This window comes from Vreelandella sp. 2A-K22, assembly GCF_054065485.1.
This window is the reverse complement of the sequence record NZ_JBSUGC010000024.1, coordinates 1-13,739: the sequence shown is the minus strand read 5'-3', so window position 1 is coordinate 13,739 and position 13,739 is coordinate 1. Positions and strand designations below refer to the sequence as shown.

General features: G+C 56.5%; 14 protein-coding genes and 1 rRNA gene. 7 read left to right on the top strand and 8 right to left on the bottom strand.

Translation table 11 applies throughout. The features are described from left to right. Positions 1–132: 132 nt before the first annotated feature. Complete coding sequence (locus ACW17M_RS23035; protein WP_457548171.1) at positions 133–2,472, bottom strand: AsmA family protein; 2,340 nt, start codon at positions 2,470–2,472, stop codon at positions 133–135. Further along, positions 2,472–2,954: a GNAT family N-acetyltransferase gene (locus tag ACW17M_RS23030; RefSeq protein ID WP_009288590.1), complete on the bottom strand. Its 483-nt coding sequence runs from the start codon at positions 2,952–2,954 to the stop codon at positions 2,472–2,474. Before ACW17M_RS23030 ends, ACW17M_RS23035 begins: the two co-directional genes overlap by 1 nt. Positions 2,955–3,151: 197 nt before the next feature. Between ACW17M_RS23030 and hisB the strand changes: the two genes are divergently transcribed. From hisB to ACW17M_RS23005, 5 genes are all read left to right on the top strand, one after another. Continuing rightward, positions 3,152–3,745 (top strand): imidazoleglycerol-phosphate dehydratase HisB, encoded by a 594-nt coding sequence (gene hisB, locus ACW17M_RS23025; protein WP_009288591.1) that lies wholly within the window; start codon positions 3,152–3,154, stop codon positions 3,743–3,745. A gap of 76 nt (positions 3,746–3,821) precedes the next feature. Further along, on the top strand, positions 3,822–4,463 hold the full coding sequence (hisH, locus tag ACW17M_RS23020) for an imidazole glycerol phosphate synthase subunit HisH (RefSeq protein ID WP_022522036.1): 642 nt from the start codon (positions 3,822–3,824) through the stop codon (positions 4,461–4,463). Between the two features lie 11 nt (positions 4,464–4,474). Next, complete coding sequence (gene hisA, locus ACW17M_RS23015; RefSeq protein ID WP_022522035.1) at positions 4,475–5,221, top strand: 1-(5-phosphoribosyl)-5-[(5-phosphoribosylamino)methylideneamino]imidazole-4-carboxamide isomerase; 747 nt, start codon at positions 4,475–4,477, stop codon at positions 5,219–5,221. Further along, entirely contained in the window at positions 5,218–5,991 is a 774-nt protein-coding gene (gene hisF / locus ACW17M_RS23010; protein ID WP_008957631.1) for an imidazole glycerol phosphate synthase subunit HisF, read from the top strand. The genes hisA and hisF overlap by 4 nt, the downstream gene beginning before the upstream one ends. Positions 5,992–6,019: 28 nt before the next feature. Continuing rightward, complete coding sequence (locus ACW17M_RS23005; RefSeq protein WP_457548170.1) at positions 6,020–6,526, top strand: hypothetical protein; 507 nt, start codon at positions 6,020–6,022, stop codon at positions 6,524–6,526. A 3-nt stretch (positions 6,527–6,529) separates the two neighbouring features. Here ACW17M_RS23005 and ACW17M_RS23000 read toward each other — a convergent pair whose 3' ends face one another. Continuing rightward, on the bottom strand, positions 6,530–7,132 hold the full coding sequence (locus tag ACW17M_RS23000) for a YjaG family protein (protein ID WP_022522032.1): 603 nt from the start codon (positions 7,130–7,132) through the stop codon (positions 6,530–6,532). A 122-nt stretch (positions 7,133–7,254) separates the two neighbouring features. On the opposite strand from ACW17M_RS23000, the gene ACW17M_RS22995 reads away from it, so the two are divergent. Next, positions 7,255–7,944, top strand: coding sequence for a type 1 glutamine amidotransferase (locus ACW17M_RS22995; RefSeq protein ID WP_457548169.1), 690 nt, complete (start codon positions 7,255–7,257; stop codon positions 7,942–7,944). Positions 7,945–7,964: 20 nt separating this feature from the next. On the opposite strand, the gene mnmH is transcribed toward ACW17M_RS22995, so the two are convergent. The 4 genes from mnmH to ACW17M_RS22975 form a co-directional block, all read right to left on the bottom strand. Beyond that, positions 7,965–9,065, bottom strand: a complete 1,101-nt coding sequence (gene mnmH / locus ACW17M_RS22990; protein WP_027958872.1) for a tRNA 2-selenouridine(34) synthase MnmH — start codon at positions 9,063–9,065, stop codon at positions 7,965–7,967. After that, positions 9,062–10,099 carry a selenide, water dikinase SelD gene (selD, locus tag ACW17M_RS22985; protein ID WP_027958873.1) on the bottom strand — a complete coding sequence of 346 codons (1,038 nt, stop codon included), beginning with the start codon at positions 10,097–10,099 and terminating at the stop codon, positions 9,062–9,064. Before selD ends, mnmH begins: the two co-directional genes overlap by 4 nt. Positions 10,100–10,155: 56 nt before the next feature. Then, positions 10,156–11,526, bottom strand: a complete 1,371-nt coding sequence (gene radA / locus ACW17M_RS22980; RefSeq protein ID WP_027958874.1) for a DNA repair protein RadA — start codon at positions 11,524–11,526, stop codon at positions 10,156–10,158. Between the two features lie 154 nt (positions 11,527–11,680). Continuing rightward, positions 11,681–12,127 carry a copper resistance protein NlpE N-terminal domain-containing protein gene (locus ACW17M_RS22975; protein WP_022522027.1) on the bottom strand — a complete coding sequence of 149 codons (447 nt, stop codon included), beginning with the start codon at positions 12,125–12,127 and terminating at the stop codon, positions 11,681–11,683. A 166-nt stretch (positions 12,128–12,293) separates the two neighbouring features. On the opposite strand from ACW17M_RS22975, the gene hisC reads away from it, so the two are divergent. Beyond that, on the top strand, positions 12,294–13,352 hold the full coding sequence (gene hisC / locus ACW17M_RS22970) for a histidinol-phosphate transaminase (RefSeq protein WP_084625540.1): 1,059 nt from the start codon (positions 12,294–12,296) through the stop codon (positions 13,350–13,352). A 267-nt stretch (positions 13,353–13,619) separates the two neighbouring features. Here hisC and rrf read toward each other — a convergent pair. Then, a 5S ribosomal RNA gene (gene rrf, locus ACW17M_RS22965) occupies positions 13,620–13,735 on the bottom strand. Between the last annotated feature and the right edge of the window lie 4 nt (positions 13,736–13,739).

The window sequence follows — 13,739 nt, the reverse complement described above, 5'->3', positions numbered from 1 at the left end:
CCTTAAACAGAAATGGGTATATGAAACAGCAATGGGCATACACCAGTGCCAATATAAAAAAGCGCCGGCGTTTAGGCCGGCGCAGCACTTACTGTTTCGATAAATGCGTCACTTTACATCCTGCGTCGATGCTCAGTTAAACAGACTGCGTAGGCCATCGCGAAGCTCTTGAGCAGCGCCTTCGCCAAGGCGTTCATCTAGCTCATCTAAAGAGTCGCCTAGACGCTCCTCCAGCTCTTCATTAACACGATCACCCGCCTCGTTACGCAGCAGGTCAACCACGGCGGTCTGGAACATCTCACGGTCGAACCGGCACCACTCGGTGCGTTCATCGCCAAGATTACCTTCACATCGTACGGGCAGCGGCAGTTGTTCCAGGCGCGGGTTAACTTCACAGGCCGCGTCAGCGGTGTCGACCAAACGAGCATTAGCACGGGTATCAAAGTTCAAGCTGGCGAGATCCAGTTCACCTTCTCCACGCACATCGATGCCGGGCAGGGTAATCAGCAGGTCGTCACTCTCCACTAAGCCGTTACTGATTTGGAAGGTAGCATCAAAACGCTCAAAGCGCGTATCGGTGTGCCAATCCCGCAAAGTGCCCTGCCCCTCTAACTGGGCAACCAGTTCACACATCTGCTTGGAAATGTTGGTATTTAAAATGGCGCCTTCGTTTAGACGAGCATTAAGCGCGCCATTGAGGTTGCCGATAAGCGCTTCACGGGTATTGCCCTGACTGGTGACATCCCCGGTTAAATTAAAGCGACCGCGCAGTGGTGATGCTTCCTCTTTTTCACTGATCGCTTCAATCAACGGCGCCACCTGAACGTTGTTAATAGTCGGCGATAGCGCCCACTCAAGGATGGAATCCGTAGCATCAACCTGGCCGGTCGCGCGGAGTTCACCCTCGTAGAAGCCTGACTCAAACGCCGTTAGCCGATGAACGCCGTCGTCGCCACGCAGTTGCAAGCGTGGATTGTTGAAGGTCAGGCCCGCAAAAATAAGCGTATCGACACTCAGGTCGCCCTCTAGCGCCAACCCGCTGAGTAATGATTGCGGCACTAGTGTGTTGTTTTCCTGAGCAAAAGCTTTACGCAGTAAACCGCGACTCGCCTGTTTGGCGGTGGCCTCACCGGGTAGATAGCGATCAAGGTCTAGTTGGTCACCGGCTAAATCGAACGCCAGGCGTGAGCCATTCAGCGCCGCCGTCAGCTCGCCGGTAAAGGTGCTGTCGTCGACGACCAACGAGAGGCTAGGCAAAGAGAATTGCTCGGCATCACCTTCGATAGGACTGGTCATGGCTACATCGCTGAGCGCAGCCTCGCCCGCGGTGGTTAGGGTAACGCCAGCACGGGCAAGCCAGGGGCGTAGCGTAAAGGGGGCAGCGGTTAGCTGACCACGATAACGGGGAGCATCGCGCAACTGCTCAATATTAAGGTGGCCGCTCACCCTTAAGCCATCCGGCCCGGTAAGCTGCAAGTCTTTCAACTGCGCCGTTTGTGCCTGCCAGTCGCCCTCCAGGCCAAAGGCGAGCGCCAACGCCAAGCTGCCCTGCCAGTTATCCGCATTACGCAGGCCCGTTTCGAGCAGCCCCTCTTTAATGGTGAGCTGCTGCTCGCCCATACGGGCAACCAGTTCGGCGGCCTTCAAGCTTAGCTGCTGTGGCTCGCTCTCTGCCCCCTTGGTGGTTCGAGTGGTCAGTGCCATATTTTCCAGGGCGAAAAGCTTATCTGCCAACCCAAGCCGCACGCGTGTTTCAAGATTGATATCGCTGGTCAGATCAGGGGCACGCTCCAATACCTCGGCATCGAGCCGATTATGCTTGGTCAGTGTGAACATAGCCTTCAGCGGAAAGGCACGCAGCGGGTTAACGTTGCTACCCGAGATATTCAGTTGCTGCATACGCCACAGTGCTTGGGTTTGCGCATCGCGGAAGCGAATGTCGGCGTTTTTCACTTCAACGCTGGCAATACTCAACACCACGGCTAAGCTTCCGGCGTCCGCATTTGGGCCAGCACTGGCGGGCGCCAGCACCGTTTCAGCCGCGCTTTCATTATGCTCAGAGAGGCGCTCTAACAAGGGCTCCCAGTTACCCTCACCCTGTTCATCGCGCTCTAAGTTAAGGCGCATACCGTCCAGGGTTAGGCCGTCAACGGCAATTTCCCCGCGCAGTAGCGGGCCGAATGCCACGCTCACCTCGGCGCGGTCAATAGCCGCAAAGGCAGCGCTCTCTTCAGCCTGCTCGGGCAACCAGGCGCGGGCTTTCTCTACACTGACGCCGATACGCGGGTAGAATGACCAGGTAATCGGGCCTTCCAACGCCAAGTTGAGTCCCGTTTGCTCCTCCACGACAGCAGTTAAACGGGGCTTGAAGTCTTCTGGATCCAGAAAGGTGGTCACGTAGACCACGGCGGCGACCGCAACGATGGCGAGAATGCCGACCGCTGCCAGCAAGATACGTAATAGCTGTTTCATTACCCTTTCCCTTGTGGGTCTAACTCAACAAAATCACTGGTAGCGGGCATACCCGCTGCCGGCGTTTCTGGATTGGCCATTGGCCGGTAACCTAGCTTGGAGAGCAGCACGCGGTCGGCCAGTGGTAACGTGGACGTTTCAATGCGCAGGACACGGCCTTCCTGCTTGGCTTGCTCGCCAAGCAGCGCCATCAAGCGCGAGCCGACGCCACGGCGACGGGTGGTTTTGCGCACGCAGAGCTCAGATAGCCACCACGCCCGGTCTGCGCCCTCCTGAACGGCGACGGCCCCCAGCAACCGATCGTTGAAGAGTGCGCAGGCAAAAAAGTGCTGGCCTGCAAAATGTTGCTCAATAAATGGCTCAACCGTTGGGGTGGGCATACGCTCTTGGGGCGCATCCTGATAGATGCGCATAAGATCAAGTCGCACCTGCTCATCGGCTTCCCAACGGGCCTGGTCGACATGGTGCAGTGTCACCGGCATGGTGAAATCCTCTTCGCCAAAGCAGCCTGGCTGCTATTTCTGCCGCAATTGATTGCGGCTACATTTCGCGCATTGTAGCGGATGAGGGCGCCGATTCACTATAATGGTCGCTTCGCCACAGGCCGATCAAATCAGTGGTAAGTTGATGATCGCCACCAGCCATCCCTCAGAGTGCGCTTCAGCGCAGGAGATGCAACATGTCAGCGCGTATTGCCACGGTTAGCCGTGACACCAACGAAACGCAGATCAAGGTCAGCGTCAATCTCGACGGCGAAGGCCGTCTTAGCTGCCAAACCGGCGTTCCGTTCCTGGATCATATGCTTGATCAAGTTGCTCGCCACGGGATGATCGATCTCGACATCAATGCCACTGGCGACCTGCATATTGACGACCACCATACCGTAGAAGACCTGGGTATTACGCTAGGCCAAGCTTTTTTTGAAGCAATTGGCGATAAACGCGGCATTTACCGTTATGGTCACGCCTATGTTCCTCTTGATGAAGCACTCTCCCGGGTAGTGATCGACTTTTCCGGTCGGCCAGGTCTGTTTATGAATGTTGAATTCACCCGCGACACTATCGGCAGCCTGGACACTCAGTTGTTCTGGGAGTTTTTCCAAGGCTTTGTCAATCACGCCCGCGTGACGCTGCATATCGACAACATCAAAGGCTTTAATGCTCACCATCAGGCGGAAACGATCTTCAAGGCCTTTGGCAGAGCACTCCGCATGGCCGTGATGGAAGACCCGCGCATGGCAGGCCAAATGCCCTCCACCAAAGGGAGCTTATGATGCTGCGCTGTAGCCTGCGCGATGCCACGGGCTTTGCCGTTAGCCCTATTTTGTCCACTTCTCCAAGGAGCGCTTCATGACCATTGCTGTAATCGACTATGGAATGGGCAATCTTCATTCTGTAGCCAAAGCGCTGGAGCATGTGACCCATGAGAATGTCGTCATTACCCGCGACCCGCGCCGTATCCTCGGCGCAACGCGTTTAGTGCTACCGGGCCAAGGGGCCATTCGCGACTGCGTTGGCGAACTTGAGCGCACCGAGTTACGCGGGTTGGTGGAGGATATCTTAACCCGCCAGGCTAAACCGCTGCTGGGTATCTGCGTGGGCCAGCAGATGCTACTGGAGCGCAGCGAAGAGAATGGCGGCGTAGAGTGCCTGGGGTTCTTTAAAGGCAGTGTAGATCGTTTCCCTGGCGATATGCGCGACGCCCACGAGCAGCGCTTGAAAGTACCGCACATGGGCTGGAACGTGGTAGAGCAGCACCATGAACACCCACTCTGGGCAGGTATTGATAATCACGAACACTTCTACTTCGTGCATAGCTACTACGTTAATGCCGATGAAGATGCACAAGTATTTGGTACGACCCAATACGGCAAGGTAACCGCCCACGTGGCCATTGGCCGTGACGCGACCTTCGCGGTGCAGTTTCACCCCGAAAAAAGCTCCCGCGCGGGCCTTCGCCTGCTTGAAAACTTTGTCACCTGGACGCCCTGAGAGGATTTTGTATGTTGGTAATTCCCGCTATTGATCTCAAAGACGGCCAGTGTGTCCGATTGAAGCAGGGCCGCATGGAAGACGCGACATCTTACGGCGATGACCCGGTGGCCATGGCGGCGCGCTGGGTAGAAGCAGGCGCCCGTCGCCTGCACTTGGTAGATTTGAACGGCGCCTTTGAAGGCAAACCGGTGAACGGTGACGCCGTGACGGCTATCGCCCGCGCTTACCCGGATCTGCCGATTCAAATTGGTGGCGGCATTCGCAGTGCGGAAACCATCGAGCACTACTTAAGCGCCGGTGTCTCTTATGTGATTATCGGCACCAAGGCAGTTAAAGAACCCGCTTTTGTGGGCGAGATGTGCCGCGCTTTTCCCGGCCATGTGATCGTTGGACTTGATGCCAAAGATGGCTATGTCGCCACCGACGGCTGGGCAGAGGTCTCCACGGTAAAAGCCACTGAGCTTGCCAAGCGTTTCGCCAACGACGGCGTCTCCAGCATTGTCTACACCGACATTGCCCGCGACGGCATGATGCAAGGCGTCAATGTGGAAGCCACCGCGGCGCTTGCCCGCGAAGGCGGTTTGCCGGTGATTGCCTCCGGTGGAGTGACCAACCTGGACGATATCAAAGCACTCTGCGAGGTTGCTGATAGCGGTATTCTGGGCGCTATTACCGGTCGGGCAATTTACGAAGGCAGCCTGGATGTTGCCGAAGCTCAGCGGCTGAGCGACCAACTGACGGGAGGCAGTTCATGAGCCTTACCAAACGCATTATCCCCTGCCTGGACGTAGACGCCGGGCGCGTGGTCAAAGGCGTTAATTTTGTCGGTATTCGCGATGCCGGTGATCCGGTGGAGATTGCCCAGCGCTATAACCAGCAGGGCGCCGATGAAATCACCTTTCTCGACATTACCGCTAGCCACGAAGACCGCGACACGACGGTGGAGATGGTTGAACGCATTGCTGGCGAAGTGTTTATTCCGCTAACCGTCGGCGGCGGCATTCGCAGCTGTGACGACATTCGCACTATGCTGAACGCCGGAGCGGACAAAGTATCGATCAACACCGCAGCGGTCACTAACCCTGAGTTTGTTCGCGAAGCCGCCGAGCGTTTTGGTAGCCAGTGCATTGTGGTGGCGATTGACGCTAAACGGGTCTCTAAAGAGGGAGAAACGCCCCGTTGGGAGATTTTCACTCACGGCGGCCGCCGCCCAACAGGCCTTGACGCCGTTGAATGGGCGAAGAAGATGGTTGAGTTCGGGGCGGGCGAACTACTGCTCACCAGCATGGATCGCGACGGCACCAAGATTGGCTTTGACCTGGGCGTGACCCACGCGATTTCCGAAGCGGTGAGCGTTCCGGTGATAGCCTCAGGCGGTGTGGGCAACCTGGATCACCTGGTGGATGGCGTACTCAAAGGTGGTGCCGATGCAGTGCTGGCCGCCAGTATTTTCCATTTTGGCGAATACACCATCCCTGAAGCTAAGCGCTATATGGCCGAACGCGGTATCGAAATGCGGCTTTAAAATGCCCTCTATCAACCAGGAGCTTCGAATGTTTCGTTTACACCCATGGATGGGATGGCTCGCAGGCCTGCTATTAAGCACGCCTGCTACTGCCTTCACGCTACCTGATTGGCCACCGTCGTTGGAGTGGGATCACACCCTGGTGCAAACCAGCCTTTATACCCGCCACTTCAGCCCCGACCCGGAACACACTAACCAGCAAGACCTGGTTAGCATTGAACTGCATAATCCGAACCACTGGTTAGCGGGTGGGGCTTGGTTCAAAAACTCCTTTGACCAACCCACTTGGTACTTCTATGCAGGGCGGGAATTCCCCCTTTGGCAAACCAATCAGGGTTTAAACGTGCGCGCCAAACTCACTGGCGGACTCCTGCGCGGCTATAAAGGCGAGTATCGCGACAAAATTCCGCTCAATCACTTTGAAATTGCCCCGGCCGCACTCCCCAGTATCGGTGTGCAATGGGGCCGGTTTGAATCAGACCTGATCATTTTCGGCACCGCAGGCATGATGCTAACCGCAGGGGTGCGCTTTTAGTCGCTACTCCTCAACATCGTCTAGCGATAAACCCAGATTGCTGATGCCACCATTGCGGCCTAATTCACGCACCTCTTTCAGCGACGCCTTATCCAGCGGTTCGCTGACGGCTTCCAATACGGCATCCTGAAAATCGTTTTCGTCGTCCATCAGCGGGTGGTCGCGAATAATCAGCGCTAGCTTCTGCGCGTCAACCTCGCCTTCAGTAAGCTCTATAAAGGCGCGTACGCCCGCTCGGGATGTGCGGCTAACATCCAGCACGGCCTCTGGGGAGTCGCCTTGCAGGGTGTCCAGCAGCGCTGAGACCGACACTACTGCATCCAGGGCGCGCCGGGCACCAAAGCTGTCATCCTCTTCGGGCGGCTCACACTCGGCTAGCTTTTCCGCTTGGCGGGCAAAGTCGATACTGGCATTGGGCACATTAAGCCGCTCCCAGACCAAACTCAGCACAGTGCCTAGCGTATGGCTATCACCCTGGCCGGTGGTTTGCTGATAAAGCATATAGTTAGGCAGCAAACGCTCACACAACGCCGCCATGAAGGCTTGCTGGGCAGGTAGTGGGAGTTCTTGTAACCGTTGGTAAAAGCCCTGGGGTTTCGACACCATACTGATTTCCTGGATCGCTTGACGTGGGATATTGGTGAAAGTTAGCGGGTACGTTATCGTCTCTCTACGCTTGGGGCGATCCCCAGCGCTTTGATGATTGTACGGCCGGCGAGGAGATTACCATGCATATTCATCTGCTACAGCACGGCCCTGACCATGGCCCCGCCCGTTTAACCGATTGGCTAACCAGTATGGGCCATAGTTACACCGTTTTTCATCTCTACGCAGGCGAGCTAACGCCCCGCCCAAACGAGTCTGATGCACTGATTATACTTGATGGCCCAGAAGAGCTACTCAGCCATCCACCGGCGTGGTTTAAAGCCGAAGATAAACTCATCAACCGCTATTTGGATGGCCAAAAACCGCTGTTGGGTATTGGCGTAGGCGCCCACTGGATAGCCCAGGCACTGGGCTCGGTGGTAGCGCCTGGTACCTATACTGAAACAGGCTGGCATACAGTCACCCTAGCGCCGGAAAGCTTGCTGGATTTACCCGAAATATTCAGCGCTTTTATGTGGCATCGCTATGTCTTCAGTTTACCCGACGATGCGCTGCCCCTAGGCGGTAGCGAAGCTGCACCGCTGCAAGGGTTTGCATGGGACAGAGGTCGTGTCATCGGCCTGCTGTGCCACCTGGAAGCCACTGCGGCTAGCGTGAAACAGCTGCTGGGCACAGCCGAGTGGCCTGGAGCGTCACCTTCCACTACCCGCTATGTTCAGGATGCGGCCCAAATATTAGAAGACCCCAACCGCTTTATTCACCTCGCGCCACAGCTCGACCGACTGATGACCCAGTGGCTTAAAGCAGCGTAACAGTACAAGCTATAAGGCCGTCAGCGGTTCCACTGCCTGGCGGCCTCTAGGCAGCTATCCCAATCGCCCACATGAATCTCTGGCGGCGCAGCGTCGCGCTGCTTCTCTAAATGGTAGCGGTAGAGCGGGTCGTAGTACTCGGTGAGCAGCGGCGCAAGCCAGGCTTCATGGGATTGGGGGTTGCCCTGGGCATGCTCTTTGAATGCCAGCGCCTGCAGCCGCTGTAAGCGCTGAAGGCGCGCGTTACCCAAGCGTTTTCCTAGTCGGATAAGGGAATTACTTAACTGCGCCTGCATTAATTGCCAGCCCTGGTAGGCCCCATGACGAGCGGCATAGGCCTGCTCCAGGTCGATAATATAGTCCTGCTGAATCTGAGCAAGGCGCCAATCCAGCGGCATTTCGATACGCACCCGCGGCGCTTGCTGCTGCGCCCGCCAGAAGTTCAAGGGAATATTGGCGTTGCCAATCTGACGGGACTCATCTTCGATGACCAGCCCTTCCATCAGCCCGATTAGCCGCTTGGCCAGCGCATGCTCAAAGTTGATTTGAGTAGCAGGCTCTTCAGGTCTGCGTCCAAAAGCAGAACCTTTGTGGTGCGCATAAGCTTCCAGGTCGACGCCATTATCGAGCTGATTAATCAGCGCTGTTTTTGCACACCCGGTGAGCCCGGCAACAACCAGCATTGGCTGAAGCGCGGCCGTATCAATGCGCTCACAGAGCGCTTGGCGCATAGCCTTCCAGCCACCCTCCAGCCGTGGCCTGGAGATACCGGCCTCTTCCAGCCACTGCTGAGCAATTTGCGAGCGCAGTCCACCGCGAAAGCAGTAAATCAATGCATCTGGGTATTCGGCTAAGTACTTCTGCCACGCTGCGACCCGAGCCTGCTTGACCTCGCCGCTGACTAAACGCTCACCTAGCTCAATCGCCGCGGCTTGACCATGCTTCTTATAAGCAATGCCCACCTGATGACGCTCGTCATCGACCATTAAGGGCAAATTGACGGCACCGGGCAGCGCGCCCTGGGCAAACTCCACCGGGGCGCGCACATCTATTAGCGGTCGCTCTTCTCTAATTAAACCCAATACCGCCGGTGTGGTGGCTGGAGTTGTGGCCAGTATCACCCGACCACCTCGATGGAGGCTTTACCCTGGCGCGCCTTCATGACGCCGAATGACTGTAACGACAGGCCGAATTCGCGACCAATACGCTCAACGTCATCCTCCCAGGCGGGGTCAACGCTGAGCAGCAGGCCGCCGGAAGTCTGGGGGTCACATAACCACTGCCAGTGGGCTTCATCCATGGCCGGCAGGCTCTCCCCCAGCGCATCACGATTGCGCAGCGTACCACCAGGCACAGCGCCTTGGCGGCGGTAGGACTCTGCCTCGGCCAGACGAGGCAACTTACGGAAATCAATCTGGGCCATGACGTTACTGGCCTGGCACATTTCAGCAAGGTGGCCCGCCAAGCCAAAACCAGTAACATCAGTCATGGCATTCACCCCTTTTACATTGGCAAGCTTCACACCAATACTATTGGGCTTGAGCATCGTTTCACGGGCAAGACCATGGTGGCCCATTTCCAGCAAGCCACGTTTCTCTGCTGTGGTTAGCATGCCTACGCCTAACGGCTTGGTTAAAAACAGTAGATCACCCGGTTTGGCGGTGCTGTTTAGCTTGAGCTTATCCAGGTCGACTAAGCCATTTACCGCGAGTCCGAAAATCGGCTCGGGCGCATCAATAGAGTGACCGCCCGCCAGGGCAACGCCTAATTCGCGACACACCGCCTGGGCGCCGGCCATTACGTCCCCCGCCACTTCAGCGCTGAGTTTATCCAGCGGCCAACCGAGAATACCTAACGCCATCACCGGCGTGCCGCCCATGGCGTAAACATCGCTGATGGCATTGGTCGCCGCGATACGGCCAAAATCGAAGGGGTCGTCGACAATGGGCATAAAGAAGTCCGTGGTGGCAATCATGCCCCGCCCATCGCCCAGATCGTAGACAGCCGCATCTTCGCGTCCCTGATTGCCGACGATAAGCCGCTTATGGCCCGCCGCTGGCCCCGCCTTGGCAAGAATGCCATCCAGCACGTCTGGGGCGATTTTGCAGCCACAGCCCGCGCCGTGGCTATATTGGGTCAAGCGAATCGAACTCATCGTGTCTCTCCTTGGCACTTGGGGAATATCATCAGTTTAACCCAGTATCGTCCAGGCTACAGGGCGTCCAGCGCATCGCTGAGTTTATCAACAGCGATCACTTCCATACCCTTAGGCGCCTGCTTGGGTGCGTTAGCGCGCGGTACAATGGCGCGGAGAAAACCGTGCTTGGCCGCTTCGGCAATGCGTTCTTGACCACTGGGCACCGGGCGTATCTCGCCCGATAGCCCAACCTCACCAAACACCACTAGCTCTTTGGGTAGCGCGCGATTTTGCAGGCTAGAAACCACGGCTAGCAACACCGCCAAGTCGGCGCTGGTTTCGAGCACTTTGACACCGCCGACGACATTCAAGAACACATCCTGGTCACCGGTAAACAATCCACCGTGGCGATTAAGTACTGCCAGCAGCATAGCCAGGCGGTTTTGATCAACGCCGACGGCGACACGGCGAGGGTTACCCAGCGCGGACTCATCCACCAGCGCCTGTACCTCCACCAGAATCGGCCGTGTGCCTTCCCAGACCACCATGACTAAACTACCTGGCGCCTGCTCCTCCTGGCGAGAAAGAAAGATTGCGCTGGGGTTTTTAACTTCTTTAAGGCCCTGTTCAAGCATGGCGAAAACACCTAGCTCGTTGACGGCGCCAAAACGGTTTTTCTGCCCTCGCAGGGTACGAAAGCGTGAGTCGGCGCCCCCCTCTAATAGCAGCGAGGCATCAATCATATGCTCAAGCACTTTAGGGCCCGCCAGCGAACCGTCCTTAGTGACGTGGCCTACCAGTAGCAAAACCGTATTAGTCTTTTTGGCGAAGCGCGTTAGCGCCGCGGCTGACTCGCGCACCTGGGCAACGCCACCGGGTGCAGAACTGATATCTTCCAGATGCATGGTTTGGATGGAGTCAATCACCAGAATCTCTGGCTTCTCCCGCTCAGACACCGCCAGAATAGTTTCTACACTGGTCTCGGCCAGCATTTTCAAACCATTGGTGGGCAACTGTAGGCGGTGCGCACGCATCGCTACCTGGGAGAGTGACTCCTCACCGGTCACATAGAGGATACGCCGCTGCTGGGCCAACTTGCAGGCCGTTTGCAGCAGCAGGGTCGATTTGCCCGCCCCAGGATTACCACCCAACAGAACCGCTGACCCGGGCACCAACCCTCCGCCTAGCACGCGATCAAACTCCGCGAACGTCGAGCTCATACGCGGCACTTCACTAAGATCCACATTGCCCAGGTCGATCACTTCACGGGACAGATCTCCCGCGTAGCCAGATCGACCGGGGGCTGCGCCGCCACCAGGGCGGGCGCTCGCCAAGTGCACTTCACTGAGCGTGTTCCACTCGTGGCAACTGCTACATTGTCCCTGCCATTTACGGTATTCGGCACCGCACTCGGTACACACAAAGGCGCTTTTGGCTTTGGCCACTGCCATTACACTCCTACTGTTGCTGTCACTAAGGGGCAACTTACGCTTGGCTGCCGCTAGTATTCATCACTTACTGTCGCGTACTTTATATTCATGAGTGCCAGCAAACACAAAAGGCGGCCAGTGGCCGCCTTTTGTACTACTGGCTAACGTCTTATTGACGCTTTAGCTGCAGCATTTCACCATTTTCAAAGCGGCGACGCTCTGGATCAATCAACTCCAACGTGCTCTCATCAATACGCATGAAGTAGTAGATTTGACCATCGCCATCTGGCGTCAGTTCGTAAACAGTGGCGTCCGGATCGGAAGGCGTACCGGTTAGCACTTCCCAGTTACCCGCGTAGTTTTCATCCGGCGGTGTTTGAGGGTGGTTACGGTAAGAAGCGTTCAGTGTGAAGGTACGCTCTTCAGCCGCGCTCATCTCTTCACCCACCATCGTGACATCCAGATCGATACCATCGCAATTGCGGCAAGGTAATGAACCTTGGTAATTTTGCTGTGCGGCAGCTGCCTCTTCTTGCTGCTGCTCCATGGGGCTGCTTGCACAGCCAGCCAGCAGTGCCAACATGGCCGAACCGGCCAGCAAACTCTTAAGTTGCATAGAGTGTCTCCTTAATCTCGTGTTGGACATCACATTTATTTACGCGCACTTATGACAGCATAACCGCTACAAGGTGCGACGCACACCCCTAGTGATGCGAATGCTTGCGCTTAGTTAGCCTTCAAGCGACCATGGTGTACCTTGCTAGGATAATCAGGTTACCCACATGAGCCAATACTGGAGTCCGGCCGTTCGCGAACTTACGCCTTACGTGCCCGGCGAGCAGCCACGCGAGCAGCTTGTAAAGCTCAATACCAATGAAAACCCTTACCCACCTGCGCCAGGTGTCGGTGAGGCACTGCGTGACTACGCGACCGATCATCTACGCCTCTACCCTGACCCAACCTCTGCAGCGCTGCGTGAAGCGTTAGCGGAGACGTTTCAGGTAGCGAGTGGCCAAGTGTTTGTCGGTAATGGTTCCGATGAGGTGCTGGCGTTTGCCTTTCAGGCATTTTTCCGCCATGGCGCACCACTAGACGTACCCACGATCACCTATAGTTTCTACCCCGTTTACGCCAACCTTTATGGCGTTGAGCTGCGAAAGCATCCGCTCAATAAGCAGTGGGAAGTCGATATTGATGCGCTTGGAGCGGATACTAGCCGCAGCGGCGTTATTTTCGCTAACCCCAACGCCCCTACTGGCCACGCGCATTCGCTTGCGACTATCGAGGCGCTGTTAAAGCGCGTCACTGATCGAGTAGTGCTTGTGGACGAGGCGTATGTCGATTTCGGCGCAGAGAGTGCTGTTGCGCTGATTGATCGCTACCCTAACCTTCTCGTCACCGGTACGTTTTCTAAATCACGCAGTTTGGCAGGCTTGCGGCTAGGCTATGCGGTGGGCTCAGAGGAGTTGATCGATGGCCTGTTGCGGGTAAAAGACTCCTTTAACTCTTTTCCAGTGGATAGTTTGGCAAGCTTAGTAGGCATCGCCGCACTCAAAGATGTCGAGCATTTTGAAGCCTGCCGCGAGCGTGTTATCACCACCCGTGAACGCACTCACCGGCGCCTTGAAGCGTTGGGATTTGAAGTATTGCCCTCTAAGGCTAACTTTGTGCTCGCCCAGCACCCTAACCACGAAGGCGCGCAGCTATTTGCTGGCCTACGCGAGCGGGGCATTCTGGTGCGCCATTTTAATACCTCAGACCTCAACAACTTCCTACGCATCACCATCGGCACCGATGATGAGATGGATAGCCTGATTGAAGCGTTAGAAATGCTTCTCTAGTAAAGGGTGAGGGGTAAGGAGTGAGGAGAGCCTTGCTGGCAGCTCACACCCTTTACTCCTTACTATTTCCCCTCACAACCTCCCCCTCACGCAAAAACATCCCCCAAGGCATCAGCCCTGGGGGATTTTTTCGTATAAGTGCCTGACGATGATCGGGCCGGCCATCCGGCGGCCGGCGCTCCGGGACTCTCCATGGGGAGACCCCTTGTTTTTCTTTCGCGCAAACAAGAAACCCAGCCGATGGGCTGGGTTTCTTGTTAAATAAGTGCCTGACGATGACCTACTCTCGCATGGGGAGACCCCACACTACCATCGGCGCTAAGCGGTTTCACTTCTGAGTTCGGCAAGGGATCAGGTGGTTCACGCGTGCTATGGTCGTCAGGCGTA